This is a genomic window from Xenorhabdus sp. SGI246 (genome assembly GCF_040838225.1).
Classification (GTDB): Bacteria; Pseudomonadota; Gammaproteobacteria; order Enterobacterales; family Enterobacteriaceae; genus Xenorhabdus; species Xenorhabdus indica.
Genome location: NZ_JBFPEZ010000077.1, coordinates 1 through 26449, shown reverse-complemented (window position 1 = coordinate 26449; position 26449 = coordinate 1). Strand labels below are relative to the sequence as shown.

Here is a 26449-nt window from a genome sequence, read left to right as displayed (position 1 = left end):
AACAATCATCTGAGGCCGATTATGACTTATCTTAGTTTTCTTAAGCGAGCGGTATTAGCCCTGGACGGACGTTATCTGTGTCACGGTGCCCTGATAATCCGCCGGCCGCTGGCCAGCCAGCGTGACCGTACCCTGTGATGCCCGGACCGTCCCGGGGGTCAGCGTGATGGCCTGGATTTGTGCCGGGGGTTCATAATACGATGACCTCCGGCCCTGCCGGTCACGCCCTTTTTTCCTGATGCGCCAAAAATTCTCAACCCGGCCTTTATCGGTAATATAACGCTCACCCTGCATATCCAGGTTATGGATATCTCCGCCCGTGACCGTCAGCAATCCCCCGGCCACCACCTGGCTCTTGTCGTTTGTCATCGTCGTGGTATCGATGATCAGGTTTTTCCCGGCCAGTATCTTCGCCGGGTCGGTGGCTTTCACCCGGGTTTCTTCTGTCGTGCGGGTGTACCGGTAAATCTGAAAGTTATCCCGGCATCCCCCGTTGTCCACACAGGCGTGAGAGACTTCATCATGACGGATAATGACTCTATGGTTTTTCGCATTATAACGTTGCCCCCAGACCTGATATTCCTCCATGGGCGTCTGCGAAATGCGCTCAAGTTGGGTCTCAAAATGGTCATTGACGTTATTGATGGTGTTGGCTGCCAGCCGCATCTTCCCCATGGCTTCCATATAGGCGCTGTGGTTATTGATGGCCTGGCCTTTTCCGCTGGCCCGGTACTGGTCATCCAGCTTGCCGCCGAAGGCAAAATCACCGTCACTGTAAATCAGGCTGTGGGCCTGGTTATTTAAGGTTCTTACGCCCAGATCGAGACGTTGGCGGGCCGCAATTACCGCCGATTGACCTTGGGCCATGATGTCGTTGTAATTGCCCGATTTTGTCGCGAACCACTGTTCCCGTTTCACTTTTGTTTCAGCATCCACCCGGTTATTCAGCGTCCCCGCGTCAATGGCGATATGATCACCATAAATCCGCCCGGTGCCCTGGTTGGTCAGCCCGGTGGCACGCAGATAGGTTTGGGCACCCTCCAGCAACCCGGTGTTGACGAGGGCATTTTTGACGGTCCATTGATGGTAATCCGCCAGGATTTTCCCGGTGGCCTCGTTGGTCAGGTTATCCGCCGCCCCCGCCAAGGTGCCGGCACTGATCAGGCCGTTATTGATGATATTGCCCTGACTGCTCAGCCGTAAACGCCCATTGGCAATGATTTCACCGGTATGAATAAAATCTTTCAGCAGTGTCAGCTGGATATCGCCCAGTGAGCGCAGTTTGCCGTCACCGGTGGCAGAGTCTGCCTCCACCGTCAACGCTTTCCCGGCGTTGATCTCACCGTCCGTATTGGTCACCACCAGTTGACGGCCCTGCACGGCCAGTTGCTGGTTGGCCTGTAACTGGCCCTTCGTGTTATCGAGCACCGAAGAAAGTTTTAGTGTGGCATTTTCAGTGGCGAACAGTTGCCCTTTGGCATTGTGCAGTGTGTCCGCCGTGACAAGGACATTTTTACCCTCAATCCCGTTATCCTGCTGTTGTGTCTCCTGATTGTGGATTGCCTGAGCGCTCAGTTCGGCATCACCGCCACTGCGGATTAAACCGGCTGTATTATCCATGTGGTGAGTAACGCGCGCGGTCAAATCGCCCAGCGCCAGTATTTGTCCCTGCGTATTGAGCAGCTCACCCGTTTCAATACGCAACCCGGCCTCGCTCAGGATCTTACCCTGTTGACGGTTATCCAGTTGTTTGGCAGTGAGTGTGGCCGATTTGCCATGCAAGGTGCCGCGCTGGTTTTTCAGATCCCCGCTCTTCACCTTAAGCTCAGCCTGACTGTCAATCACGCCATCAGTGTTATCGAGGGTCTGCCCCTGCGTATCGACAGATAAATTCTGACGGGCGATGATCCGCCCGGACTGGTTATCCAGCCTTTGGCCTGTCAGGGCAAACCGGGTTTGCGCCGCCAATAATCCCTGCCAATTATTGATGTTATCTGCCGTGATAGCCAGACTGCCTAATGAGGCCACTACCCCGCTTTCGTTATCCAGCGCCCCGGTATTCAGGATCATGGCCTGTTTGCTGGTGATCCCGTTATGATCACCACTGTTGCGGTTAATTAAGGATTTTGCGTTAAGTGTCAGTTTGCCGCCACTTTGTAACAAACCCCGATCATTATTCAGCATATCCACACGCAATTGGGTGTCTTTTCCGCCCAGGAGCTGACCGAGCCGGTTAAGGATAGTGTTTCCGCTCACATTCAGTCCGCCATGGCTTTCAATATGGCCGGACTGGTTATTCAGATCCGCGACCGTCAGGCGCAAAGCCCCCTGGCTGAACACACCGCCGTTCTGGCCACTGTCCCGGTTATCCAGCTGCTGACCGTGGGTATCGATGGTCAGGTTTTGGCCGCTGTGTATCACCCCGTAGCGGTTCAGTAATTCCCCGGTTCGCAACGTCATCTGCCGTTCTGCGGCGATAAGACCCGCGGTATTATTCAGTGGCTGCTGGTGCGTATCGATATCCGCCGTTCCCGCACGGATTTGGCCTTTTTCGTTGTTGATCGCCTGAGCCGTCAGTTGCAGGTTATGCTGACCGGCAATTTTCCCTTCAATATTAGTGAGCTGCCCGGTGGTCAGGGTGACATCCCCGTTCGACGCCGCCACCTTCCCCTGCCGATTATCGATTTCGTCAGCCACCACGGTCATCCCGGCTGAGGCGACTAACTGGCCTTGCTGGTTATTCAGCCGTTTTTTTACCGTCACCTGAAGCTGGCCATCTTCTGCCGCAATGATTTGACCTGACTGGTTATTCAGCGCCGCTGCATTGACCTTCACCGTGCCATTGGCAGACATCGTTCCGCTGCCATTATCCAGTTCCTGCTGAACATCCAGCGTCATTGCACCGATGCCCCGTTGGGTCATCGTCCCTGAACGGTGATCCAGTGACTGAATATGGGCCGTGATATGTTGTGCCGACGTCTCGCTGTTCACCAGATGGTAATCCCCCCCATCCAGTTTCAGTTCACCGTCAGAAATCAGGCGGCCGGCCTGACCCTGAAAGCGGGCCGTGTCAAGGGCCATCACGCCGGTTCCGGCATGGATCAGCCTGCCGTTATCATTTGCAATGGTCTGCGCCTTCAACGTCAAATCCTGCCCGCGGGATTCAATTATCCCGGCCGTATTGTCAATCCCGGCCTGATGATCCAGGATAAGCGACGGCTGCCCGGTCTGGGTGATTTTACCCTGATGATTGTTCAGTTCCTGGCTGTGGAGGGTCAGCGTTTCCGCCCGTAACCGGCCACGCGTGTTATCAATCCGTTCCGGTGCCGATAACGTGAGGTGTTGACGGGCGCTGACATGGGCATCCTGTAAATGTAACTGCGTGTCAGACGTCAGTGTCAGATCGCCGGCCTCCGTTTGACTGCCCGCCAGTGAGAGATCTTTGGCGTTCACCGATAACCGGTCATGGGCCAGATTCTGCCCGTGAAGCCGGGCTTCCTCTGTGGTTTTCAGGGTCAGGTTACCGTATTGGGTCAGCCTGAGCGCGTTATCCATACCGGCCGCCAGGGTACTGCCCTGATGGCTGTACAATGACATGCTCTGGCTTTCAAGGTGGCGCCCGGCCAGGATGCGCCCCGGGTTGTCGAGGTGCCCGCGGGTCGTGATTGCCATGTCCTGCCCGGCGGTAATGTCTCCCGCATTGATCAGGGTGCCCTGATCAGGCAGGGTCACATCACCGGATGCCCTTATCACGCCGCGGTTGGTCAGTTGCCCATGACTGTGAAGCACCAGATTGCCCGAGGGGGCGGGTTTACCGTCGCGGTCAATGCCTGCCGCCAATACCGCATTTTTGGCGTTGTCCAGTGATGCACTGGTGATATCAAGATGATGGCCGGCCTGTATGTTGCCCTGATTGGCAAGGTGATCACGGATATTGACTGACAGATCCCGGCCGGCGCTCATGTGCCCCTGATTATCCAGTTTGCTCTGATCCTGGACAGTCATCGTGTCCGAAGCGGTGATAAGCCCCAGGTTGGTCAGCTCACCCGGGCTATGGAGCGTCAGGTCTCCCGGTTGGGACAAACGGCCGTCTTTACCGACACCCGCGGCCAGCACCCCTTTTTCCTGATTGGATAAGGAAGCACTGTGGATATTCAGATGACGGCCTGACAACATGTTGCCCGGGTTAGCCAGATGTCCGGGCGTTTTAATCCGGATATCGTGGCCGGTACTTATCTCTCCGGCATTTTCCAGTGCCGCCTGATTGTCGATAACGATATCGTCCGATGCCGTCATCACCCCCTGATTAACCAGTTGACCGCGACTGTCGAGGGTCAGATTACCCGGCTGAGTCGGTTTGCCATGAGGGTCAGTGCCTGCCGCCAGTTCACCGTGTTGCTGGTTTTCTAACGCCGCACTGTGGATATCAAGGTGGTGGCCGGCCAACACCCGGCCCTGATTGGTCAGATTGCCCGGGGTGTTGAGTCTGATATCACGGCCAGAACTTATCTCTCCCTGATTTTTCAACCCGGCCTGATTCTGGATATCAATATCATCCGACGCCATCATCACGCCCTGATGGGTCAGTTGACCGCGATTGTCGATGACAAGATTGCCCGGCTGAGTCAGTTTGCCCTGATCATCCGTCCCCGCCGCCAGCACCCCGTTCTGATGACTGACTAACGCGGCACTATGAATATCCAGATGGCGTCCGGCCAGTATTTTTCCGGCATTATCGAGATCATCACGGGCTTTTAGCGTGATATCCCCACCGGAAGTGATATCGCCTGAATGAGTGAAAGCGCCTTCATTCTCAATATGAATATGATCTGACGCGGTGATAATGCCGTGGTTGTCCAGTTTGCCCTGACCCTGGATCTTCAACGTACCCGGCTGCTTTTTATCTATACCCGCAACCAGTTTACTGTCCTGCTGGTTGTCTAAATCTGCACTCTGGATAGCGAGATGATGGCCGGCCAGCACCCGGCCCTGATTGGTCAGACTGCCCGGGGTATTGAGCCTGATATCACGACCAGAACTTATTTCTCCCTGATTTTTCAACCCGGCCTGATTCTGGATATTGATATCATCCGATGCCGTCATCACCCCCTGATTGATCAGTTGACCGCGACTGTCGATGGTGAGATTGCCCGGCCGGGTCAGGTTGCCCTGATCATCCGTGCCCGCCGCCAGCATCCCGTTCTGGTGACTGACTAACGCGGCACTGTGGATATCAAGATGGCGGCCTGCCCGCATTTTCCCTTGATTATCGAGGTGATCCCGCGCTTTTATTGTCATATCGCCACCGGCGGTGATATCCCCTGAGTGACTGAAAGCGCCTTCATGCTGAATATGGATAGACTCGGACGCACTGATAATACCGTGGTTATCCAGTTTACCCTGACTCTGGATCTTCAGCTTGCCCGGCTGCGTTTTATCTACTCCCGCAGCCAGTACGCCGTTCTGGCCACTTTCTAAAGATGCACTGTGGATATCGAGGTTGTGGCCGGCCAACACCTTACCCTGATTGGTCAGCTTTCCGGGCGTGGTGATCCTGATATGACGGTCAGCGTTTATCTCGCCCTGATTCGCCAGCGTCGCCGGTGCTTCAATAACAATATCCTCCGTGGCGGTTATCATCCCCTGATTCACCAGCTGACCCCGGCTGTTGAGAGTCAGTTTGCCCGGTTGCGCTTTATTCGTTCCCGCAGACAGTAACCCATTCTGACCGCTCGTTAAGGACGCACTCTGGATAGCGAGATGATGACCGGCCAACACCTTGCCCTGATTGGCCAGCGCGCCCGGGGTTTTTATCGTCATCGCTTTCCCGGCGCTGATATCTCCGGCGTTAGTTAACGCCGCTTTATTCTGAATCTCGATATTGTCTGACGCGGTCATAATCCCCTGATTATCCAGTTTCCCCTTGATATCCAGCGTCAGGTTACCCGGCTGGGTTAATTTGCCGTCTTTATCCGCGCCGGCGGCCAGTACAGGGTGTTGCTGGCGATCAGCAGGCAGCCGAACCTGTTTATGGCTTGTCAACGACGCACTGTGGATATCAAGGTGACGGCCGGCCAACATACGGCCCTGATTATCCAGGTGATCGCGGGTGTTGACGGCCATATTCTGACCCGCCGTGATATCGCCCTGATTGATGAAATGTCCTTGATTCTTAACCTTAATCTCAGCAGAGGCGTCTATCGTCCCGCTGTTGGCAAGATGACCGCCACTGTTGAGTTTCAGGCTGCCCGGTTTATTGCTGCCTGCCGACAGCCGCCCCAGGTTCGTTACATCGCCCTGATTATCAACAGTCAGGTTATCCGATGCCGCTATCGTGCCTTTATTGCTGAGGCGGCCACGGCTCTCAATGGTCAGGGTGCCGGATTGCGTCCGGTTGCCTTCTTTATCGACACCCGCCGTGATATTTCCCTGATTCGCCAGCTCCCCCGAATTATTGATGACCACATCAGCAGATGCCGTGATGACACCGCTGTTCGTCAGTTTGCCCTGGCTATCCAGCGTCAGATTGCCAGCCTGCGCCCCTAACTGCCCGGCATTGCGTACCCCGACACCCTGTTCGGTGCCGACCAGCTTGATTTTGTTGGCATACATGCCACCTACCGCCGCCACATCCAGACTGAATGTCGGTTTATTCTTCTGGCTCTCTGACAAAGTTTCGGTCACATTGCCCTGGGCATCCACCCGGTTGCGCCCGGTCGTCACGGTTAACTGGTTGGCGTGGAGTCTGGCGTTAATATTGACGGCGCGGCCAATCAGGCGGGTATAATCACTGCCGGTATCATTCAGTCCCTTCCCTTCCACGCTGATAAGTCCCTGATGCGCCTCATCCACTTCAAACCCTTTCAGGCGTCCGCCTTCCAGCAGGGTTTTCCCCGCCGCCAGCGTAGTCTGGCTGGCATTGATAAAACCACATCCCTGACAGGTAATACCTGCCGGGTTAGCAATAATCACGTCCGCCCGTTGACCGGCGACTTCAATAAAGCCGTTCAGTTGGCTGGGGTTACGGCTGTTCACTTCATTGAGGATGATTTTCGCCTCACCCTGGGCTAACCACGGGTTCGCGGTGATAAGTCCACCCAGTTCGGTTTGGGTATTGATGCTGCTGTTGTTGAGGATCGCCCCCCGTTGCGCCACATCAAACTGGCTGTACTGATTACGGGAAACCCCATCCCCATTCGGTGTCTGGATATTGATTTGGGGTATACCGTTGGCCGTGGCAATGACCGAGGGCTGCTGCGTACCGGGCGCATTGTTGTCCGCCACAATACCCGCCTGTGCACTCAGGCTGACCAGCCCCAGCGCCAGTGAGACCCCGAACACCAAAGGGGTTAAGGCCACACGGGCTGACGATAATGAAGGCACCGATATTCTGTTTCGTGCCTGTCCGGCCGTGTGGCTGCGGACTAACTCAGACACCACCATCAGCATCTGACGGGTTTTATTAAAAATCACGCGGTAGCAATGTTTATTCATCGCGCAGCCCTTCTTTCAGGTAAGTTTACGGTCAGGGGATGGTTATCCCACCATGCAGCAGCCTGTTCACGGCTGACACCGGCCCCTCGAAAACGGCGCACCTGCGCCCCGCGCGCTGAGCCTTTGTGATAAAGCGCCCGGACACACTGATAAGGAAAAATGTCATGTTTGATTAAATCCGCCATCACACGGCTATGGCCAAACGGCGCTACCCAGTCCACAATCCAGAGCCGATCCCCCCGGTTCGATGCCAGGCGGCGATTATCCCCGTCATCCGTCGTCAGGTAATGGTGTTCGGTCTCTTCATCAAACCGTGACCAGCTCAGGTAAAACACCGGCTGACCCTGCTGACTGATCAGCACATACTGTTGGGCTTTAATAAAAGGCAGGAGCAGGGTGGCAAGCGAACTTAACGGTGCATCCCGGTGCAGCGGGGAGTGCATCCACAGCCAGGTTGCGGCACCCAGCATTTCTGGGTCATTTTCATGCCCGCCCAGAAGCAGGGGAGCACGTACATCATAATCACCGATGAACATTGCTGCCCCCTCAGTACTGCCAGTTCAGGCTGAAACTGACGTGAGCAGGGTCGGTTTTAAAACCATCCGGTTTGGAGAAGGGCGTACCGACCGACACGTCATAGGCCAGATTCACCGGGCGGATATGACCTTTCAGACCGACAACCCCCCCGGCCAGTGTGCGGCCGATAAGGGTTTCCGCCCTGTGTCCGCCCACCCGGCCGTAATCCGCCCCCAGATAAAGCTGTTGATCCGGCACCGGGGTCTGCCATGACAGGGTATTACGCCATGCCCAGCCCTCATCGGCACTCAGCGTGCGTTCGCCATCAAAACCCCGCACTGTCCAGCGGCTGCCGATACTGAACTGGTCTTGCGGCGTCAGCGGGGTATGACTCCATTGCTTCTGGTATTCCATCCGGTGCTGAAAGGACTGGCTGCCCAGCTTAAAGGGGGTATTCAGTGCCACCGACAACTGGATAATTGCTGATTTTGCCGTGGCGTAGTTTAAGGAAGATTTATCATTGCGCTCTTCAGACGCTGGCAGTGCACCAAACCAGCGGGTGCCTTTTTGATAACGGATACCCGCATCCAATATCGCTGCGCCGATATAATGGCGGTGATCCAGCCCCAGGCTCCAGCTGCTGGTGCGGCGTTTCTGGTTACCAATTTCGGTCTGTTGCATGAAATTGCGGGTTTCTCGCACATTCACGCCATAAGTGAATGTGGTTTTTGAACGGGCATTACGGTGCAGGACACGGCTTAATTGCGTGTTCAGACTGCGGCTTTTTCCGCGATATCGGGCATCCCCGTTAAGTTCCGGTACGGTCTGCATATAGTGGTATTTGCTGCCGGTGACCGCAAACTGCCAGTAACCAAACGGCACCGAATAATGTGCGGTATAGTTGGTGGAATCCTTGCGGCGGGAAAAAGCCAAATCACGGCTCAGGGAGAGATAAAACAGGTCACTCAGCGACATCGGGTTATCCAGCGCCAGCATCAGCCCGCCCTGCGTGCGTCCGGTGGTTTTGGTCCCGCTGTTATCCACCCAGGCTCCCACATGCCAGAAACGCGACTGCTGGCGTTTAATCACGATATCGCTCTCGCCCGGCTGTTCACCCGGCACCAGTTCCATCGACGCCTGAACATTGGGGATGCGCTGAAGGTTTTCCAGGCCTTGCTCGATATCCCGCAAATCCAGCACATGGCCATCATGGGCAGGCATCGCGGTATATAACGTCGCGTATTTATCCGACTCCTCCGTATAGCGTACCTGCCGGATTTTGCCGGTGACAACATTGAGTTTCAGTTCCCCCTGACTCAGATCCTGCTCCGGTGCCAGAATGCGGGTGGTCACCCAGCCGTGGGAAATCAGCCGGTTCTGCATCGTGCTCATCAGGAGGCCAATCCCCTGCGCCCCCAGACAGTGTCCGTTGGCCTGATCGGCCAGCCGTTGTAACGGCACCCAGTGCGGCAGGTCTTCCCGGCCGGACAAAGTGACGTTCTGGATCACAAAACAGGGCGATTCTGTGGGAAACGTCAATACAGACGTGGATACCGTTTCATCCGAAAGCCGCACCGTCGGTGCCTTCGCCTCCAGGCGTTGCTCTAACGCTTGCTGCTGCTGCTTTTGATGAATAAAAGGTTGGTCATCGGCCTGCACAGGCTGAATAACGCATACAGCCCATCCGGCCAACCCTGCGAACATGCTGCTGCGAGTTACCGTTGCCATAATTGAACCCGTCGGATACTTAATGATTACTGAATGATTTTGGGAGAACTACGCGAGAGGGTATTATGGTTGAAAGTGTTTTAATTTCAACCAACATGATCGCATGATGATCAAAAAGGCGAATATTTAGACTCTTTAACTGCCGTTATGCAACAAAACGGCAATGGATTAACATTCACCAAACATATTGCGTGTAGTATTAAGTATATTCGTCTGCATTTTGCCTGCCTGAAAAACAAAAGCACGGCGAATATGATAAAGAAAAATAACAAATGACATGTTTTTCAGAGTATTCTGACGGGACAACGATCCCCCCTTCTATGACAAAAAACGGGTCTCACTGCTTTCCCTTCGACAGCATCTTCTGCATCACCATCTGCCCGAACATCCCCGCAGATTGCCTGACCTGCCCCACGCCCTGGCTCATCATACCGGCCATATCCCCCATCCGCACGCCGGCCCACGCTAATGCCCCCAGCCAGACCATCGGCAGCACAATAAACAGTGTGCCCATCACCAGCCCCATAATTAAATCGTCTGAGGTATTCTGAATACCCGCCAGATTAAACAGGCTGTGGGTGTCTGAGCCGTACAGGGCTTCCAGTAAATAGCTGTCCAGCCAGCGGGCAGTTTCCCACCAGAATGTCAGGAAATTCAGCGCAAAAATCACAAACGTCAGCGTGAAGACGGTCTTAAACTCATACGCCGCAAACAGCAGGATCAACGGGATTAAGATATACAGCGCCATCAAAATCACCGCCTGCATCATCGGCAGTGCCTGACGTACCGCATCGAACATCGGCATACTGAGTAATCCCCCCAATAAAGCCCCTGCGGAAGACCCGATGCGGTTAGCGCCATCCAACAAGGTGGGATCGGCATTGCCACCATAACCTGCGTAAACATAGCCCTCCTGAGAAACCGTCAGGTTTACCGGGCTGACCAGACGACGAATGACCGCTTCCTGATAAGACTGTGTGTTTTTCCCCAATATTTTCAGTGTCGCAGACAGGCGCAACCACAATCCCGGATCGGCCTGCGCCAGTACCCGGTCTTTCAGGCCGGCTTTAGCGGTTGACCACCAGGCTTTACAGGTCGGGTAACCGTTCGGCCCGGTATAAGGCCGCCCGTTGTCCCGGCTCTCCAGCCACGGAAAGTCTGTCCGGGGTGTACGGGATTGCAGCGTCTGGTAATCCCCGGCTAAAAACGTGCGGCTGCCCAGCCAGCCGATATCATTCAGGATAATCGGATCGGTGGTGTGCTCCTGATCGCGTTGTTTCCACTGATAAAGCGCCAGGGCATAGCAATCGTGGGTAAAATCCTGCAACTCCGCCGCCAGTGCCGGATGACTGATACGGGTATGCTGCACTTCAAAGCGCAGTTGCCGCAGATCCGGCCGACAGGGAATGGACGCCACTGCAGCCTGTGTCAGCCCCTTGGATAACCGGTGCACCACCGCCCACCAGAGCGGCACAGCCGCCGTCTGATTATTCAGGCTGGACATCACCGGCGCATACCCACTGTTATCCGGCGTTTGCGGTGTCCAGGTGCCACAGCTTTTGGCGCGGGAGGGGTCATACTGAAGCGTTGTCAGGCTGACATTCACCAGCGGCACACAACACACCACCATGACGAAAAAGGCGCAGTACAGGGTATTTTCAGTCCGGGTGAGCGACTGTAATCCGCCATTGCCGTCTTCTTCACCGCATTCTCTGACTTTCAGCCAAATAGCGATCACTTTTATCACTAACGGCAGCGTAAACAGCCCGGTCGCAATCAGAATGTGCCATAATCCGTTATTGACGACCCAGCCGAGCAATGTCAGAAAGTATTCCAGATAGCTGTTAGTCGTCATCTTATTCCCTCAATATGGCCTGACAGGGCATATTCACCCAGCAGGATAAACAGCAGGCTGGCCACCATCATCCGTATCAGCGTTGCGCGGTATTCCGGAAGATGTTTTGTCCTGTGCCAAATTTTCTGGCCTCCCCAGCCCAGTATGGCATACAGGCCTAACCGCCAGACTAACCAGACTCCCCCAGTTTGAGTCACCCAGTGGTGGAACTCCGTGAGTTTTTCTGCCTGATGCAGTCCGACCCAGCCTGTCGCTACAGTGATAATTATCACCAACGCGATGACCAGTGATAACGCAACACCTTTTCTGAATACTGAATGCTTCTCTGCCATCATCCGCCTTACCTGCGCTCACGATTTGGCATTTCCAGCTGATAAAAACGCGCATCCGTGCTGTCCGGCACCTGTTTTTGCGGATGCATGTTGATGCGCTGGGTGTCCCGCTCAATAATGGTCAGAATGGCATTACGGGACAGCGCCTGTTTCAGCTGCATTTCATTTTTCAGCGCATTGATTTCCCGGTCCAGCGCATCAATCCGCCGTTCCCCTTCTGCCAGCGCTTCTGACTGTGCTGCTGCATTGGGTTCAGACATCCCGGTAATCAGCATCCGCCACATCAGTAACGCCGTTTCCACGGTTTCCACCATTGCCAGTTCACCCGCTAAACGTCCCGTCAGGGCAGCCCTGTCCGGGTCACGCTGCAACGCCTGAATGACACCTTTGGTTACCGTCAGACTGCCGGTTTTCAGTTTCGTCAGATTGGCCATCGTCGGTTTTTCCGTGCCGCTGACCAGCTTCACCAGTTGTTCCGTATTGGTTTTGGTGTGTGCTTCCAGCATCGGGGCAAAGCCCATCCCCGCGACGGTGGTGCCCGGCTGGTGTTTCTCTCCACCGCTGGTGCAGTCTGCCGCCTGAGTACAGGTCCGGATGGCCCGGTCGCCCAGCACGCTGGCTACCGCCTCAGCCGCTTCTTGCGCATTACTGAATTTACGGCAGGCACTGCCTTCACACTTCAGGGAGCTGACCGACGACTGGCTCAACACCGGCAACTGATTCATCATGTTAAAGCCGGCACTGGCTAAATCCCGGGTCGGGCGAATGGCATTCTGTCCCTTACCACCCTGCCGTTGCCCGCCAATCCATGAATGCCCGCTGGCACCGGTCGCTTTGCTGCCGGCGTTATTCACACGCACCGCATCACCATCGCCACTGTTAACCAGCATTTTGTATTCCTGTAAAGCCGCCGACTGCGTCCATTTGGTGTTCTGCGCAAAATCCATCATTTTATTGGCCATCGCCCGGCAGTTGAACTGGGCTTTGTCGAACGCCACATTGGCCTGCAACACGCCATTAGTCAGCATGTCATACAGCCCCGGATTGGCCCGCTGGATAATCATCGCCGGCAGGCTGGCCACGGCACCGGTGGCGCCCTGAATCACATCACCCATCAGGTTCTTAAACCCGGCCGTGATACCGTTCAACTGATTGCTGACTGTAGCTTTCAGGTCAAAATTGCCGCACATCAAATCCGAACGCCAGCCCAGCTCCAGTCCACCGAGTGTGGCAGAGCCACTGCGACTGGCCGGTTCAGATATCACCGAACCGCCGCCCAGAGTATAGAACAGCGTATCGGAGACTGCCCCGCTGGCTTCTGCCCCATAACCCAGTGCGCTTCGGTTCACCTGTGGTAATGTCAAAGACAGCCCCGTGGCGTTGGCCTGCGCAGAAGCGATGAGCAGTCCACCGGCGATCAGCCATAACGTGTTTATTTTCGTCATTATGTATCCCTTGTTCAGATATCCGTACTGCTGAGAAAACGCTGTCCACGCCGCTGACAACAACTGTAAGGCTGCCACAGGGCATACGCCTGATTGCCATCAATTGCCGCTGTGTGCTCCCCATCCGGAAACACCGCGCAGGACTGACTTAACGTCGGTGATAACCGCTGCCATTGGTGATTTTGGGTGCCGGTATTTTCGGTGACCGATTCAGGTGGCCAGTAGCCATCAGTACGCGTGCCTTTCAGCGTCTGATAAACATGGGGTTGCCCGGCGCGGGTGATGATATCCGCGACCCGCTGTGCGACCACGGCAGATGCCTTGTCATCATCGGTCTGATTGACAAAGCCTGAGCGCGGATAAATATGGCCCCACACAGTGCCGGCCATCTGGCGGCCCAGCTCCCGCTGGCCGGGTATCAGGGCTTCCGGATAAAACGATTCCGGCAAACCAGAGCGCCACGCTACCGAATCCAGCGTGCTGAGAAAATAAGGTATCAGGGGTGTAGCTGCACTACGACACGAATAGCCGGGAATTTGCCCACCTATCAGGTTGGTCGCCGGATGTCCGATAGCATCGGCATAATTGAAACGCAGGCTGGTACGCCGTTGCCCGGCAATCTGGACATTGTGGTTACCCCCACCGGCATTCAGGTGAGATAACGCCCCGGTCACGGTATTTTCTACTCCGCCGGAGAGCCGACTGACCTGCGCCATTTCTGACCACGGATTGCCACCGGGGGCGTGATAAGTGGACACCACCGCTTCAGGGAGATAATGGGTAACTTTGACTGAGGTTTTTACCGTGCAGCCATGCCAGGAACAAAACAGCCAGTAACAAAGGCCGCTGACCCGCTACTGAATACAGGATGGCGAAAGGCTGCTGGCCACGATTTGTGCGGTGTTGAGGGAAACCTGCGCAAAGGGCGCAAACGCAGCGACCAGAGTGATGACAACAGGAAAAGCAAGGCGGGGTGTCTTCATCGTTGACTCTGCTCCCTGAGGGCGCTCGCTTCTGCCACATCCGCCGTGCCATACACGATGTCCCGGTCATCAAATACCACGGCAGGGTACTTGCGCACACCTGATTGCCATGCCTGAACAACGGCACGATAAGACTGAATCAGTTGCTGTTCCTGCTGATGCCATTGGGGAGATTGCAGCATAGCTTGTGCCTGTCTCGCCGCTTGCTGCGGATCGGCAGAAAGGTGAGAAAAGATTTTCTGCCGCTGTTGTTCAGCCGCATCCAGCCAGACAATTTGTGTATCCGGGGAAAGGTTAACGGGGATGTGTTGGCTGTCAGTGTAAATCACCGTTTTGGCATAACTCGCTGATGCGGTCATCCATCCCAGCCAGAATAATAAGGTACAGCGCTTTCTCATTCCCACCTTCCCGTCTCTGAACACAGACGGCAAGCGTGCGGAAAAAATCCGGATAAATCAGCAAACAATTCTTTTTTGCAAAATGCAAAAAATGAACCGACACCGTCCATCACACTCCTCCCTGTTATAAAAAAGAATAATATTAACTTTTTTTAACAAACAAATCTGTGTGGTAAGCAACCTTTCCTTTTAACACATTCATTTAATATAAACTTTCTCAAACTGATGAGAAAACGGATACTGTCCCTGTCATAGCCTGATGTTGACCAAGGTAGTGATATACCGGTGTAGTGATAAGGAAACAGGGTGTGGATGACATCATGGCGCGGACAAGTGAGTTCATTATGACGCCGGATATATGGTCGCAAACCGTATCAATTGATGCTTGCACAACTGGGGGCCTGGCTGACGACGCAAAACCTCGCTGACTATCCGGATACCGCTGAAAAAATGTTGAATATGGCCGAATGGTGGTTGCACCTGACCATGCCACCGGATGAAGTGGAACAAATCGCCCGATTCAAAAAACTGACCGAAGAGCAAAAAGCGGTATTACTCTCTGCCAGTAAACTCCCGCGCTGTTATACCGAAGGCGTGGTGCTGGCGAAAAAAACCGAAGCGCTGTTTCGGGTTGTGCCACCGAGCCTGTATCTGGCACTGGGTATGACGGAAAAAGAAGAAAAATCTGAACGGCGGGCGTTAATGCGCGAACATCAGTGCAGTGAGCTAGAGGCGGCGGTTTTGGTAACAATAAGGATGGATGTAGCGCGGGGATTGAAGTCTGATTTAGTCACTCACAAGTCATAAAGAGAATAATTATTTTTGTTATTTATCAGTGTATTATATCTATTTAAAAAGAACCCAGCACACTAGCTGGGTTCTTTTTCAGATTATACGTTGAGCTAATACACGTTATCGCTGCATTAAAGTACTATGGCACAATAAACCATCTGGATTAAATTGAAAATGTAAGGCATATCCTGGATATTCATATTTTATCCAGTCATTGATGTAGCCAAGAAGCATATCCATATAATTGCCTCCACTTCTCAATGGAATTCCCAGTATTTCAAGGACTTTTTCTTTATTCCATCCCATTTGTATATCTGAGATTAGAACCCCTTTAAAATTTTTGTATCCATCGTTGTTATCGGAATAAAAGTGTATGTGATCCAACCTTCCTTGCCTGAATCCTACCAATATTCCTGATTGAAAAAAGCTATAGTATGTTGTGTGCCCTACTGGATCGTTATATTCGAGAGGGTCTTGCGACACTTGAGCTTGCTCTTCTATCACTAAACAAAGTTCACTGAACTCCTTAGACGATTCAGCAGTTCCAAGTGCGTTGATAAATAAATTCCAGTCAATCATTTCTTAATTGTACCTATTTCACGATTACGCTGCTTAAGTAGTTCGAGAGCATCATCAACCAATTTAGGATTATAGCCATGTTGTATCAGAAGTGTTCTTCTATCCTTAATGTCAAGGCATTCTGCACCACATAAGTCAGCTGAATCACTCGCTACTTGTGTCGGTGAATTTCTGCCCTTATAAGTTCGGCTTGCTTGATGTACCTCTTTAGGAAGTTCAATAACTGTCGCATTGTCATAAAGTGCTTTTGTTTCGGGTCGTACCACCGAGTCTCTATCTGGCACTGAGTATGACGGAAAAAGAAGAAAAATCCGAGCGGTGGGCGTTAATGCGGGAGCACCAGTGTAGTGAACTGGAAGCGGCTGTTTTGGTCGCAAAGAGAATGGATATTGGGCGGGGATTGAGGATAGTTTTGTAAATCACAATAATGTGTGTAACTTACTTATTATCAAAGATATTTCCCGATTTTTAAAGAAAGACCCCAGCACTCTGGCTGGGATCGCGTTCAGGTTAATTTTTTTTATAGATATATCTAATCAGTTAGCTCAAAATACCACTCAAGAAATGAGTTAAAATCTTTCCATTGAGGTTTGAATTTACCTTCGTAAAAATCGAGCATTTCTTGCCCAAGCCCTACTTCTAGTACTTCACCCGTTTTTCTATTATAGAAATATCCATATTCACCTTCGAAACTATCTAAGGGAATATATTCTTCATTTGAACAACGAAGCAATTTATGCGTAAATTTTATTTCTGAATCATAATTGCTATTAATGATAAACCAACAGATTTGGTAAATTTCACGATGTCTACTATGAAATGTTGGGCCATCCTCTGCATGTAAGTAAAATTGGGCAAAATCAGATTCTAAATCGACATTTAACCCAACTAAGGCATTCAAATATTCTGGGTAGATAGCATCATCCCACCACCCTTTGTCACTAAGATATTTTTTAACTTTATTAGATAGCATGATTTATATCCTATTTATTCGAATTTAAACGTATTTTTAGTTCAGTTTCTGCCCTATTTACCCAATATGCATCACGGTCTATGTTAAATAAATCTCTATCAACAGGGGTGTCCGGATGCGCCTTTGGTAAGTAAGGATGAAGTGCATTAGAAGAGTGAAATTCTTTATGGGTATCACTTGACAGCTCAAATAATGGGCCTAATCCATTTTGTTTAGAATGGTGCAAATTGATTTGGGAATACTTTCCATTCTTAACAACAAAAGGAGAACCTCCATCTAATGCTATTTGAAGATTCGTTTTTATTATCCCACCTTTCGTATTAATCGGTAGCTCCCAGTTAATTGGTTGTTGGAAAACAGTATAATTATTTCCTGAAGGAGCTTCAAAGGTTGAGCGTTTAAATAAACTAGTGGATGAAATTTCATCATGAGCTTGATGAATCAGCTTCTTAGCTACTTCCAGATTACCATCTTTTAATGCAATATTAGCGGCTTTAATAGACTTACTGGCAATATCGCCTAGCACCGGCACTAAACCGATTGTAGCAGTAAGGTAATCTAACCTCGTTTCAGCTTCAGCAAAACTTTTGATATCGCTAATACCCGGCATAAAATCTGCGCCGAAGCTTATTGTTCTTGCAGCCATTTTACATGCATCAGGAGCACGCGTACAAAGTATCTTTCTACTCTCTTCATGGGCTTTTATCGTGCCGGGAACTTCTCTTTCCATCATTGCTAAAGCATGAGCTAATCCATTGTATACGATAGTTATCTCTCCAGAATTAGCTCCACTATTAACACCTTCCGCACTATTTGTTGCAAACGCACCGGCAATACCACCAATCATTTTACCGCCAGCTTCAATTTTAGCTGGATCACTAAATGTATCTATTAAAACTGTCTCGGCAAGAGAAACAGCCAACGCACCAGCTGCAGCACCTTTAGCATCCCCACCACCAATTTCTGCAGCAAGGGCTGACACCGCTGCATGGCTAACAGCTTTTCCTGGAACACCTAATTCTGCACTGTTGTTCCCGATAATATTTGCCCCTTCTGCGTTAATTTGGTTACCCACATTGGAAAGTAACGCTGTTGCAAATTTATCTTTGAAGCTACCACCATTAATTGCGGTATTTACACCAGAGCTAATAATCGATTGCCCTGCAACACGTTGAGCGACTTTAGTCCAGTCTGCTCCTTTACTTAATAGCGGTGCGTTAGTTGTGCCATTAGCCATTTTTTCCACCCCCATCAGCTTGTCAAATCCGGCCAAAGCACCACCAATTGCCATGGAAGTGACGGTTGATTTTACCGTTTGACTGCTGCCCATCTCTTTAAGGGTTTTGGATACATTGCCTTGGTTATTAATAAGGCTAACTGCTGCAGTAGAAGCCAGAGATGCCATACCTGCGGTAACAGCCCCAGAAGCAGCAGAGGCTGTTGCAGCACTGGCTCCGGCAGTGGTGGCTGCCCCTGCTGCGTAGCCAGCAGCAGCAAGAGTTGCCCCAGCACCTGCTGTGACTGCGGCAACGGCTATGGCGATAACAGCAGAAGCAACCGGACTTAATTGTTGGCTCTTATGATCCCAACTATCATAAGCATCCTGAACTTCATTCCATTTTATATCATGTCGGGTATTTAAATCTTTAAACCAAACTGTTTCTGAACTACTTCCTAATATGTCAATTGCGTTTTGTAAAGATTGTCTATTCTTTACTTTAATATCAGAGGTAATACCTTGAGCTGCATCTACTACAAAATTTCCATTCCATTTGATTTGGGGTAATACCCAAGTTTCTGAAGAATGACCTTTATCCTTGGTTTTTATAAAAAAACCATTAGATTTACTGAATTTTCTTTCATATTCAGTATCTTTTACAGCTTTGAAATTAGTAAATCCATGAGTACTAGTCAATGTGATATTTTGACCAGCTTCTATCTTACTCGCTTCATAAGTAGAATCATCCCTACTTAAAATATTAATATCTCCAGAAGCAATGAATTCTGAAACTTTGTTGTTCGTACCATATTTAACTTCATTTATAGTTTCAAAACTTTTAATTTCGTCAGAAGCTGCAGCATAAAGGTAGCCACCTTTAGCAGCTATATTTATAGTTCCGATTCTCATTGCCTCGGCTCTATTATGATCATCTATATCAGCCTGTATTTTTGTTTCACTTTCACCTTTATTTTTAGCTTCCTCTTTGGCTATAATCAATTTATTCATATGGTTATTTAATTTTGAGTTGGCTTGAGCTAATCTAGACTCCACTTCGGTTAATTTGTTTTGTTTTGTTTTTATTTTTTGTCTGATTTCATCAAGAAGAGGATCTTCAACTTCGGCAAACCAAGATTCAAAATATTCTTTTGAACCACCAAAAGCATCATAATTTGTTCCTCCAGCTGTAAAATAATCACTCCAAGATTTTTCCTCCGCTTTCTCTAAAGATAGTTCAGATTCTACTAGGCTTTTTTCTTTTGTAATTGATCCAATTTCACTTTTAATGTTTTGTATTTCAGATTCTACTTCAATTATGGGGCCGCTATAATTAGATAATCGAATAGGATCTTTCCAAATAGCTCCTAGACCTTTAGCAAATAATTTAGATGCTTGAAATAAAATACTGCCGTCAGAAATGATATTTAATGAGCCGCCGCTATTTAACTCAGTTACATTTCTGGTTATTTTTTCTTGTCTATTTGGAAAGTCATAAAAGTAATTCCTAGAAGCATTGAATTTTATATCTCCACCGGAATATATATTTATATTCTGATTGGCTGAAATTTTTGATCCTTCAGTTGTAATCTCATTGCCAGAAGATATTATAACATCTTTGCCAGCATCTACATTAGTCGTAGCTGGAACATCCGTTCTAATAAAATCAAAAAAATATCTTTTGAAATCATCTGATTCCAGCGGTACTGTTTCTCCATACAAACCTTGAGTGGTAGTCCATGGATTTCTTACAGGAAAAATTGCAGCAAGTAAATTCATTGAATTTCCAGCTAATAAAGATATTGAATTGCCAGCCGAAAATTTAGCACCTTCTGATTTAATATCATTTGAAGCATTAATTAATAGGTTTTCTCCTGCATGAATTTGAGTTTGTAGTTGAGGGTCATCTGATTTAATAATAAAATCAAAAAGATGTGGAGAGACTGTCTTCTGTGAGGAAGATAAATTACTATCTCTATTTATAAATTCTCTCGATGTAGCTTTAAAGTCATTCTTAGCATTAAAATTAATATCTTTCTTGGCATTTAAAACTACACTAGTTAAAGATAAATTGTTTCCACTAGTCATCAAGATTGAATTTGATGAATTCAATTTTGTAATAGGAATTAAGTTTTTAAACGATATTTCGTACCAATTAGATTTACCAGAGGGATCTTTTATAATGCTTCTATGAGGAATAAGATCGTAAGTACTTTCTATATCAATGTTTTTTAAAGCATACATTGAAACATTAGAACTCATAGGAGAAAATACATTATTTCTGATAAATATATTACCATTATTAGATGATAAAGTTAAATCATTAGTAGCTTCTAATTTGTTTAATCTTCGAATGCCATTTGTATAAAAAGTCTCGTCATCATAAGACAATCCATCTGTGGATACAATGTTGCCATTAAAACTGTTAAGGAAAATGTTATCACTTGACAGCTTACTTCTAAGTAGCGAGATATTATTCCCCGAAACGATAGAAATATCATCTATAGCCTTAAAATCTGAAAGGTCAATTTCGGATTTATCTTCTGATATGATATTTATATTTTTAGTTGCTTCTAAATTAGTAGTGTTAATACTAACGGAATCACCTACTATATTTATGCTTTTTGCATTTATGTTCAGTGGAGTCTTATCAAAAAAAGTTTTAAATTTTTTAAAAAGAAGTCCAAATGGTTTTTTAAAATCATTAAATTCCTTAGGGTTATCAACTCCCACATCAATATTCTTAAAATCCAAAACTAAATTATGTTTAGCTTGTAAATTTGTCTCAGTACTGAGAGTGGGAGTCCATAAAAAAACCTCATTGGCCATAAAGCCATAATCTGCAAATAGCTGTAACGATCCACTAGAAAATGCTTTATTTTCTAAGTTTTTCCCTGTAAGTATTAAATCATTAGAAGCGATAATATTAGAGTGTTTGTTTTTGATATTATCTCCATATAGATAAGCAGATTTTCCAGATTCAATAATTGCAGATTGAGGTTTCTTTGTTATAGAAATTTCAGTATGCTCTAATTTTTGAGGATAACCATAAGGTCCATACTTCCCCTCTTCAGTAAATTCAGGGCCAAACATACCTTGTTTTAATTTAAATCTAGTAGTGTTATAATTATATTCCAGATCATCAAAACCATTAACTATATCCTCAGATCTAATAACAATATCACCTTGATTCGTTCTAATAGTACCTGTATTCAATACTTCTTTATTTTTATTTCCAGCTACATTTTTCTGAATCCACATATTATTATTGGCTTGCAGAAGTACCTGAGAACCGATATTGCTAATTGTATTACCCAATACCCGCATATCTTGTCCGGCAGTTACACTGCCTTTATTGGCAATTTTATCACCAGCCAGAATAATATTTAGCTCTGCCTGAACAGGGGAGTTAGGCCTAATATTAATTTCCTTGCCACCCGCACTTAAGTCAGTTTTAGATTTAATATTACCCAGTTCCATTTTGCCATTGGAACTCAGCGTAATATCACCCTGAGTACTGGTGATATCTTTCAGATTAACGCCAACTCCATTTTCAGTTGCAATCAGACGGATTTTATTGGCATACATACCACCCAGTGCTTTAGTATCGACAGCCAGTTGTGGTGTAGCCCCTTCTCCGGCAATGGTCTTTAACGTACCGTCTTTAAACGAAATCTGGTTAGCACCCTGAGTGAGCGAGAGGTTATTGGCCTGAATTTTGCCATTCAGCTCAGTGGCCCGGCTGATAATATCGATATAATCCGTTGACTGACCATTTAATCCTTTACCGCCGATGGTAATCTGGCCTTTTGTTACTTTCAGGGCTTCCAGTGCACCCTGAGCATCAAATTGTGGTTTACCGGTCGTCAGGATTGCACCGGAGGTATTAATAAATCCACATCCATCACAGGTGATACCATTGGGGTTGGCTATCATCACGTTGGCTTTCTGGCCTGCAACCTCCAGCTGTCCTAATAGTTCAGAACGATTGCTGCCGGTGACTTCGTTGATGATGAGTTCGGCGGCTTTTCCCTGCAAATTAACGTTAGCGTTAATTTGGCCTGCCAGTTGAGAATTAATCGCCTGTGTGGCGTTATTTAATACCGCACCCTGTGTTCCGGTATTAAAGTCTTGGTATGTATTGTGCGATATTCCTGCATTATTGGGCGCTGCAATATTCACTATCGGAACATTGCCACTGTTGTATACCTGTGTCTTTGTGTTATCAGAAGTGATGCCGCCCGCCATTGCCGAGTTCAGCGGATAGATACCTGTCAGGTAAATCAAAAAATAACTGGTTCCCCTTGCTAATGGGCTAATAACTTTATCTTTTTCTTGTTCTTTCATGAAATGAAGTCCAAATTTCTTGCTGTGTTTGTATTAAAAATGAAGTGAAGCAGACCAATAAACGACCCAGTGGTCTGGTCTGAGATAAGCGGGATAAACCAGTGGTTTTCCTACTGTAACCGCCTGATTCATTCTGTTGTGATTAAATGAAATACCCAGTGATGCCCCTGTAACATGACCTCCTTCGATTTGTCCTTTTTTATTGTTTTTCAACCAGCCTGTATCCAGCGCACTATTGAAAGACAGTTCACCGACTAAAGGGAGCTTGGCGAGTTTCCAGTTGAGTTCATTGCGCCAATAGCCGCCATTATTCCCGATGAGATTTTGCTCCTTAAATCCTCTGACAGAATATTGTCCCCCTAATGACAGGCGTTCACTGGCATAAAGGTTATCCGGCGTGAACTGCCCATACAGAGAAGTCAGGTAATAGATATTCTCCGTGACAGGCATAAAATAACTGCTGCTCAGGCTGAATTTACGAAACTGGCTTTTCGGCACATCACGAACACCAGAGTTATCTTTCGTCGCCCCCCACATATCCAAACCATGGCTGAATGTCGGGTTAAATGTCAGATAGCCTCCGGCCAGCGTAGTACTGTAGCTAGCACCCAAACTGACAGCGCTCAATGTCGGGCTGCTGACGGATAACTTAACACCGGCCGCAGTATTGGACGTCTGGCGATGAACTAATCCCATATTCAAGGCCAGTTTTTGCTGCCCATCCCGGTATAACGTCCGGTTTATTTTTAACTGATGAGTTTGCCCTTTACTTTCATAGCGGTAACTATCTGTACCTACAGGGATCATCTGGAATGAACTGTTTCGGGCATACTGATAATCGAATGACCAGTAGCCATAAGGAATGGTAACACCTGATGTGATACTCCAGTTCTGGTGGTTATGACGAAAGTCACTGTTGCGGCTGGCTGAAATTGACCACAGGTCTGCGAGGTGTAGTGGATTGTCCAGTCCTAACGTGGCATTAATTTGTTCTCTTCCGGTATTTTTTTGTCCGCTGTTATCTATACCCAGACTGGTATGAAGCGGTAATTGAGATTCAGTTCGTTTTAAAATAACGTCAGAATAACCGGGCTGTGCAGCCGGCTGGATATCAATGGTTATCTGCTGGGAAGGCAGGCGGTTGAGTTGTTCCATGCCCTGCTCAATATCCCGCAAATTAAGGGGCTTATCGGCCATCTGCGGAAAAGCCATTTTCAAGGCAAGGGGCATCTCACCGTCAAGCCGGATGGTACTGACTTTGCCTTCCATCACCGTAATCGTCAGAATGCCAGTGGATAAATCCTGCTCGTTTAATCCTGCCTGAGAAGTGACATAGCCTTTTTCTATATAGGTGTTAGATACTTTACGTACCAACTCGTTAATTTTACCGACAGTCAGGCAATGGGATAAGTAAGGTTTGGATAATGTCTGTTGTGCCGAGGTTGAAAGACTTTCTGCTCCTTCAAATTGAATTTGGTGAATAGGATGGCAGAACGAATCTTCATCATCCGATGCTGGTACAGAGAGTGGTGATAACGTCACACTATTGCGAATATCATCGCGCTGTTGTTGCGCTTGTTGTAACAAGTCTTTTTGTTGTTGGGTAATGACATCTTGATCAACTGAGCTGATTAACGATGATGCTGTTGATTTCTCTGAAATGGCTAATAGCGCCACAAACAATAAGCCAGCAAAATTAATAAAAATTCTGCTCTGAGAATATAGAGACATAAATAAATTACAGATATAAGAAAAAGGCGCGAATTATATAGAAATGTAAATTTAAAGCAATATTATTATAGTTTTGTTTTTGTTTATTAATTGTTTCGTTTTCTTATGGAAAGAGTTTTTAATTTTATTAATTATAAATTGTGTATTTTTATTGTTTATTTGTTTTTTTGTGCTGAATCTATATTCATTAATTTATATAAATTTATTTAGTGTTTTTTTATGATTTAAAATAAGACTGTTTTTATGATTTTCTTAATTTTCCCAATAAATACATCTGATTAATTTGATTGTGAGATGATTTACAACTGTTAAGATTAATTAATTTGTATACTTAAGTTTTAAAATATGATTTGTTTTGTATTTAAAAAATGAACCGCAATTGAATTGGAGTTAAATAACTTTAATTATTTAAAAAATCATTGAAAGAAGTTATTTATCATTTCATACCGTGTGTTGCTATTTTTTAGTGTGTGTGGAAAGTATAACATCTCTGTCTTGTAGTGGTATAGGGATCTCGGACACCTCAAAAGCCTGCTAATGTTATTCATATGACAATGAGGTGTGACAATGAAAGTGAAACTCACCAAACGCCACTATTCCGCTGAATTTAAGCTGGAAACGGTTCAGCAGGTTGTCGATATCGCCCGTTCATTGGGGATCAATAACAGGACGCTGGTAAAATGGGTTCGCCAGTACCGGGCCGAAATACAGGGAATGAAGCCTGTGGAGAAGGCACTGACACCCGAACAACGCCAGATACAAGCATTAGAAAAACAAGTGAAACGCCTGGAAATGGAAAAAGAAATCCTAAAGCAGGCGGCCATGCTGATGAGCGAGATGCGCCGTGGCGCTATGCGTTGATCACACGGCTGAGTCCCCGGTGGCAGGTGACAGAATTATGTCAGATATTTCAAGTGTCACGCCGTGCCTATTATGACTGGCGACAACGGCCGGTCGATACGGAACGTCTGCAGTTGCGCATCCGGGTTAGTGAACTGTATAACCAAAGCCGGGGGAGCGATAGGCAGTCGCACATTGAGTCATCTGCTGCCCAATGAAGGCTGGCCGGTGGGACGCTGAAAGGCCAGGTGGTTAATGCAGGATGCGGTCTGCAAAGCCGTCCAGCGGGGGCTCACCGTTATCGTCCGGCAGGAGAAGAGGCTGTCGCCTCCCCTAATCTCTTGCGACAGCAGTTTGCCCCAGCCTGCCCGAATACCCACTGGTGCGGAGACATCACGTACATCCGTATTAAAGCGGGATGGAGCTATCTGGCGGTGGTGACGGATTTATTTTCCCGCCGGGTGGTGGGAATGGTCATCGGCTCTTCGCCGGATACTGAGCTGGTCTGCCGGGTACTGAATAACGCATTGGAAACGCGCCATCTTGGAGGACGGCTGGTTTTTCATTCAGACAGTAAGAATGTCCTTGTCAGATTCCGTAGAGAGAAGACTTTTCAATCTATTCTTCTGATGTATGGTGTTTTTTCTGTTTCCTGACCCACATTCCGATTGACCACAATTGTGTCCTGCCCTGGATCTGTCGGTAACAGGAAAATCCCATAAGAGGTTTCTCCTTGCTGATACGCGTGACTCAAGGTTGTTCTACGATGAGTTGCCGGGTATTGCGCAGTGTCTTAATATCTTACTGTTCCACCGTCTTGACCGGAACAAAAAATGGATACCGGGTCGGCAGGCCGTTTAGCAGATAGCCAGAGCATCCTTGGCATCATTTTGAACCTAACCCGAACGATAACTTCAGGATGGACAATTGACGCATCGTTCAGCTGATGCGTATCCGGACTTTCAGTCCGTTAATCACTAACCCACCGACTTTAGTCGGTGGTTGTTGAGTGAAGAATTCGGGTAAGCCAATACAATTAACGACTACAGGCAAATCCTGTCATCACCCAGCTATTTCGCATCCACCGGTCTGTCTCTGCCCAAAACGCCCATTTTGCCTGATGCTCGGCGGAACCTGATCTGGCCGCCAGATAATCCGTCGAGGTCACGTAAAATTCCCGCGCCCAGCCATCATAAAGGTAAAAATTCCCCCATTCCTCA

General features: G+C 48.3%; 16 protein-coding genes and 4 pseudogenes. 5 read left to right on the top strand and 15 right to left on the bottom strand.

The window, feature by feature from the left end; translation table 11 throughout:
• Nucleotides 1–54: 54 nt before the first annotated feature.
• From ABLA85_RS16245 to ABLA85_RS16205, 9 genes and pseudogenes are all read right to left on the bottom strand, one after another.
• Complete coding sequence (locus ABLA85_RS16245; RefSeq protein WP_367965412.1) at nucleotides 55–7494, bottom strand: filamentous hemagglutinin N-terminal domain-containing protein; 7440 nt, start codon at nucleotides 7492–7494, stop codon at nucleotides 55–57.
• Entirely contained in the window at nucleotides 7491–8030 is a 540-nt protein-coding gene (locus ABLA85_RS16240; protein ID WP_367965411.1) for a toxin-activating lysine-acyltransferase, read from the bottom strand. Before ABLA85_RS16240 ends, ABLA85_RS16245 begins: the two co-directional genes overlap by 4 nt.
• 10 nt (nucleotides 8031–8040) lie before the next feature.
• Complete coding sequence (locus ABLA85_RS16235; protein WP_367965410.1) at nucleotides 8041–9738, bottom strand: ShlB/FhaC/HecB family hemolysin secretion/activation protein; 1698 nt, start codon at nucleotides 9736–9738, stop codon at nucleotides 8041–8043.
• 337 nt (nucleotides 9739–10075) lie between these two features.
• Nucleotides 10076–11593 (bottom strand): conjugal transfer protein TraG N-terminal domain-containing protein, encoded by a 1518-nt coding sequence (locus ABLA85_RS16230; RefSeq protein WP_367965409.1) that lies wholly within the window; start codon nucleotides 11591–11593, stop codon nucleotides 10076–10078.
• Nucleotides 11590–11928: a hypothetical protein gene (locus tag ABLA85_RS16225; RefSeq protein ID WP_367965408.1), complete on the bottom strand. Its 339-nt coding sequence runs from the start codon at nucleotides 11926–11928 to the stop codon at nucleotides 11590–11592. The genes ABLA85_RS16230 and ABLA85_RS16225 overlap by 4 nt, the downstream gene beginning before the upstream one ends.
• A gap of 5 nt (nucleotides 11929–11933) precedes the next feature.
• The gene (locus ABLA85_RS16220) at nucleotides 11934–13370 is read right to left on the bottom strand and encodes an integrating conjugative element protein (protein ID WP_367965407.1); all 1437 of its coding nucleotides are present in this window, start codon (nucleotides 13368–13370) and stop codon (nucleotides 11934–11936) included.
• A gap of 14 nt (nucleotides 13371–13384) precedes the next feature.
• Nucleotides 13385–14353, bottom strand: a pseudogene (locus ABLA85_RS16215) (TIGR03756 family integrating conjugative element protein).
• On the bottom strand, nucleotides 14350–14751 hold the full coding sequence (locus tag ABLA85_RS16210) for a TIGR03757 family integrating conjugative element protein (protein ID WP_367965406.1): 402 nt from the start codon (nucleotides 14749–14751) through the stop codon (nucleotides 14350–14352). The pseudogene ABLA85_RS16215 and the gene ABLA85_RS16210 overlap by 4 nt, the downstream one beginning before the upstream one ends.
• A gap of 217 nt (nucleotides 14752–14968) precedes the next feature.
• Entirely contained in the window at nucleotides 14969–15094 is a 126-nt protein-coding gene (locus tag ABLA85_RS16205; protein ID WP_367965405.1) for a hypothetical protein, read from the bottom strand.
• Between the two features lie 50 nt (nucleotides 15095–15144).
• Here ABLA85_RS16205 and ABLA85_RS16200 point away from each other — a divergent pair.
• Nucleotides 15145–15558 (top strand): annotated as a pseudogene (locus tag ABLA85_RS16200) (conjugative transfer ATPase); the annotation flags it as partial.
• A gap of 105 nt (nucleotides 15559–15663) precedes the next feature.
• On the opposite strand, the gene ABLA85_RS16195 reads toward ABLA85_RS16200, so the two are convergent.
• Both ABLA85_RS16195 and ABLA85_RS16190 read right to left on the bottom strand, forming a co-directional pair.
• Nucleotides 15664–16122, bottom strand: coding sequence for a hypothetical protein (locus ABLA85_RS16195; RefSeq protein ID WP_367965404.1), 459 nt, complete (start codon nucleotides 16120–16122; stop codon nucleotides 15664–15666).
• Nucleotides 16119–16388: a hypothetical protein gene (locus ABLA85_RS16190; protein WP_367965403.1), complete on the bottom strand. Its 270-nt coding sequence runs from the start codon at nucleotides 16386–16388 to the stop codon at nucleotides 16119–16121. Before ABLA85_RS16190 ends, ABLA85_RS16195 begins: the two co-directional genes overlap by 4 nt.
• Here ABLA85_RS16190 and ABLA85_RS16185 point away from each other — a divergent pair.
• Nucleotides 16370–16540 (top strand): annotated as a pseudogene (locus ABLA85_RS16185) (type VI secretion protein); the annotation flags it as partial. The gene ABLA85_RS16190 and the pseudogene ABLA85_RS16185 sit on opposite strands and share 19 nt — an antisense overlap.
• Before the next feature lie 114 nt (nucleotides 16541–16654).
• Here ABLA85_RS16185 and ABLA85_RS16180 read toward each other — a convergent pair.
• From ABLA85_RS16180 to ABLA85_RS16170, 3 genes are read right to left on the bottom strand one after another with little or no spacing between them, the layout of a single operon-like run.
• Complete coding sequence (locus ABLA85_RS16180; protein WP_367965402.1) at nucleotides 16655–17095, bottom strand: hypothetical protein; 441 nt, start codon at nucleotides 17093–17095, stop codon at nucleotides 16655–16657.
• Between the two features lie 10 nt (nucleotides 17096–17105).
• Nucleotides 17106–22658: a DUF637 domain-containing protein gene (locus tag ABLA85_RS16175; protein ID WP_367965401.1), complete on the bottom strand. Its 5553-nt coding sequence runs from the start codon at nucleotides 22656–22658 to the stop codon at nucleotides 17106–17108.
• A gap of 33 nt (nucleotides 22659–22691) precedes the next feature.
• Nucleotides 22692–24389, bottom strand: coding sequence for a ShlB/FhaC/HecB family hemolysin secretion/activation protein (locus tag ABLA85_RS16170; RefSeq protein ID WP_367965400.1), 1698 nt, complete (start codon nucleotides 24387–24389; stop codon nucleotides 22692–22694).
• 567 nt (nucleotides 24390–24956) lie between these two features.
• Here ABLA85_RS16170 and ABLA85_RS16165 point away from each other — a divergent pair.
• From ABLA85_RS16165 to ABLA85_RS16155, 3 genes and pseudogenes are all read left to right on the top strand, one after another.
• Nucleotides 24957–25250, top strand: coding sequence for a transposase (locus ABLA85_RS16165; RefSeq protein WP_367965399.1), 294 nt, complete (start codon nucleotides 24957–24959; stop codon nucleotides 25248–25250).
• The gene (locus ABLA85_RS16160; RefSeq protein ID WP_367965398.1) at nucleotides 25247–25447 is read left to right on the top strand and encodes a hypothetical protein; all 201 of its coding nucleotides are present in this window, start codon (nucleotides 25247–25249) and stop codon (nucleotides 25445–25447) included. Before ABLA85_RS16165 ends, ABLA85_RS16160 begins: the two co-directional genes overlap by 4 nt.
• Nucleotides 25448–25540: 93 nt before the next feature.
• Nucleotides 25541–25885, top strand: a pseudogene (locus tag ABLA85_RS16155) (DDE-type integrase/transposase/recombinase); the annotation flags it as partial.
• Nucleotides 25886–26265: 380 nt separating this feature from the next.
• Here the strand turns inward: ABLA85_RS16155 and ABLA85_RS16150 are convergent.
• Nucleotides 26266–26449: hypothetical protein (locus ABLA85_RS16150; protein WP_367965397.1), on the bottom strand; the 184-nt coding region annotated here is incomplete at its 5' end.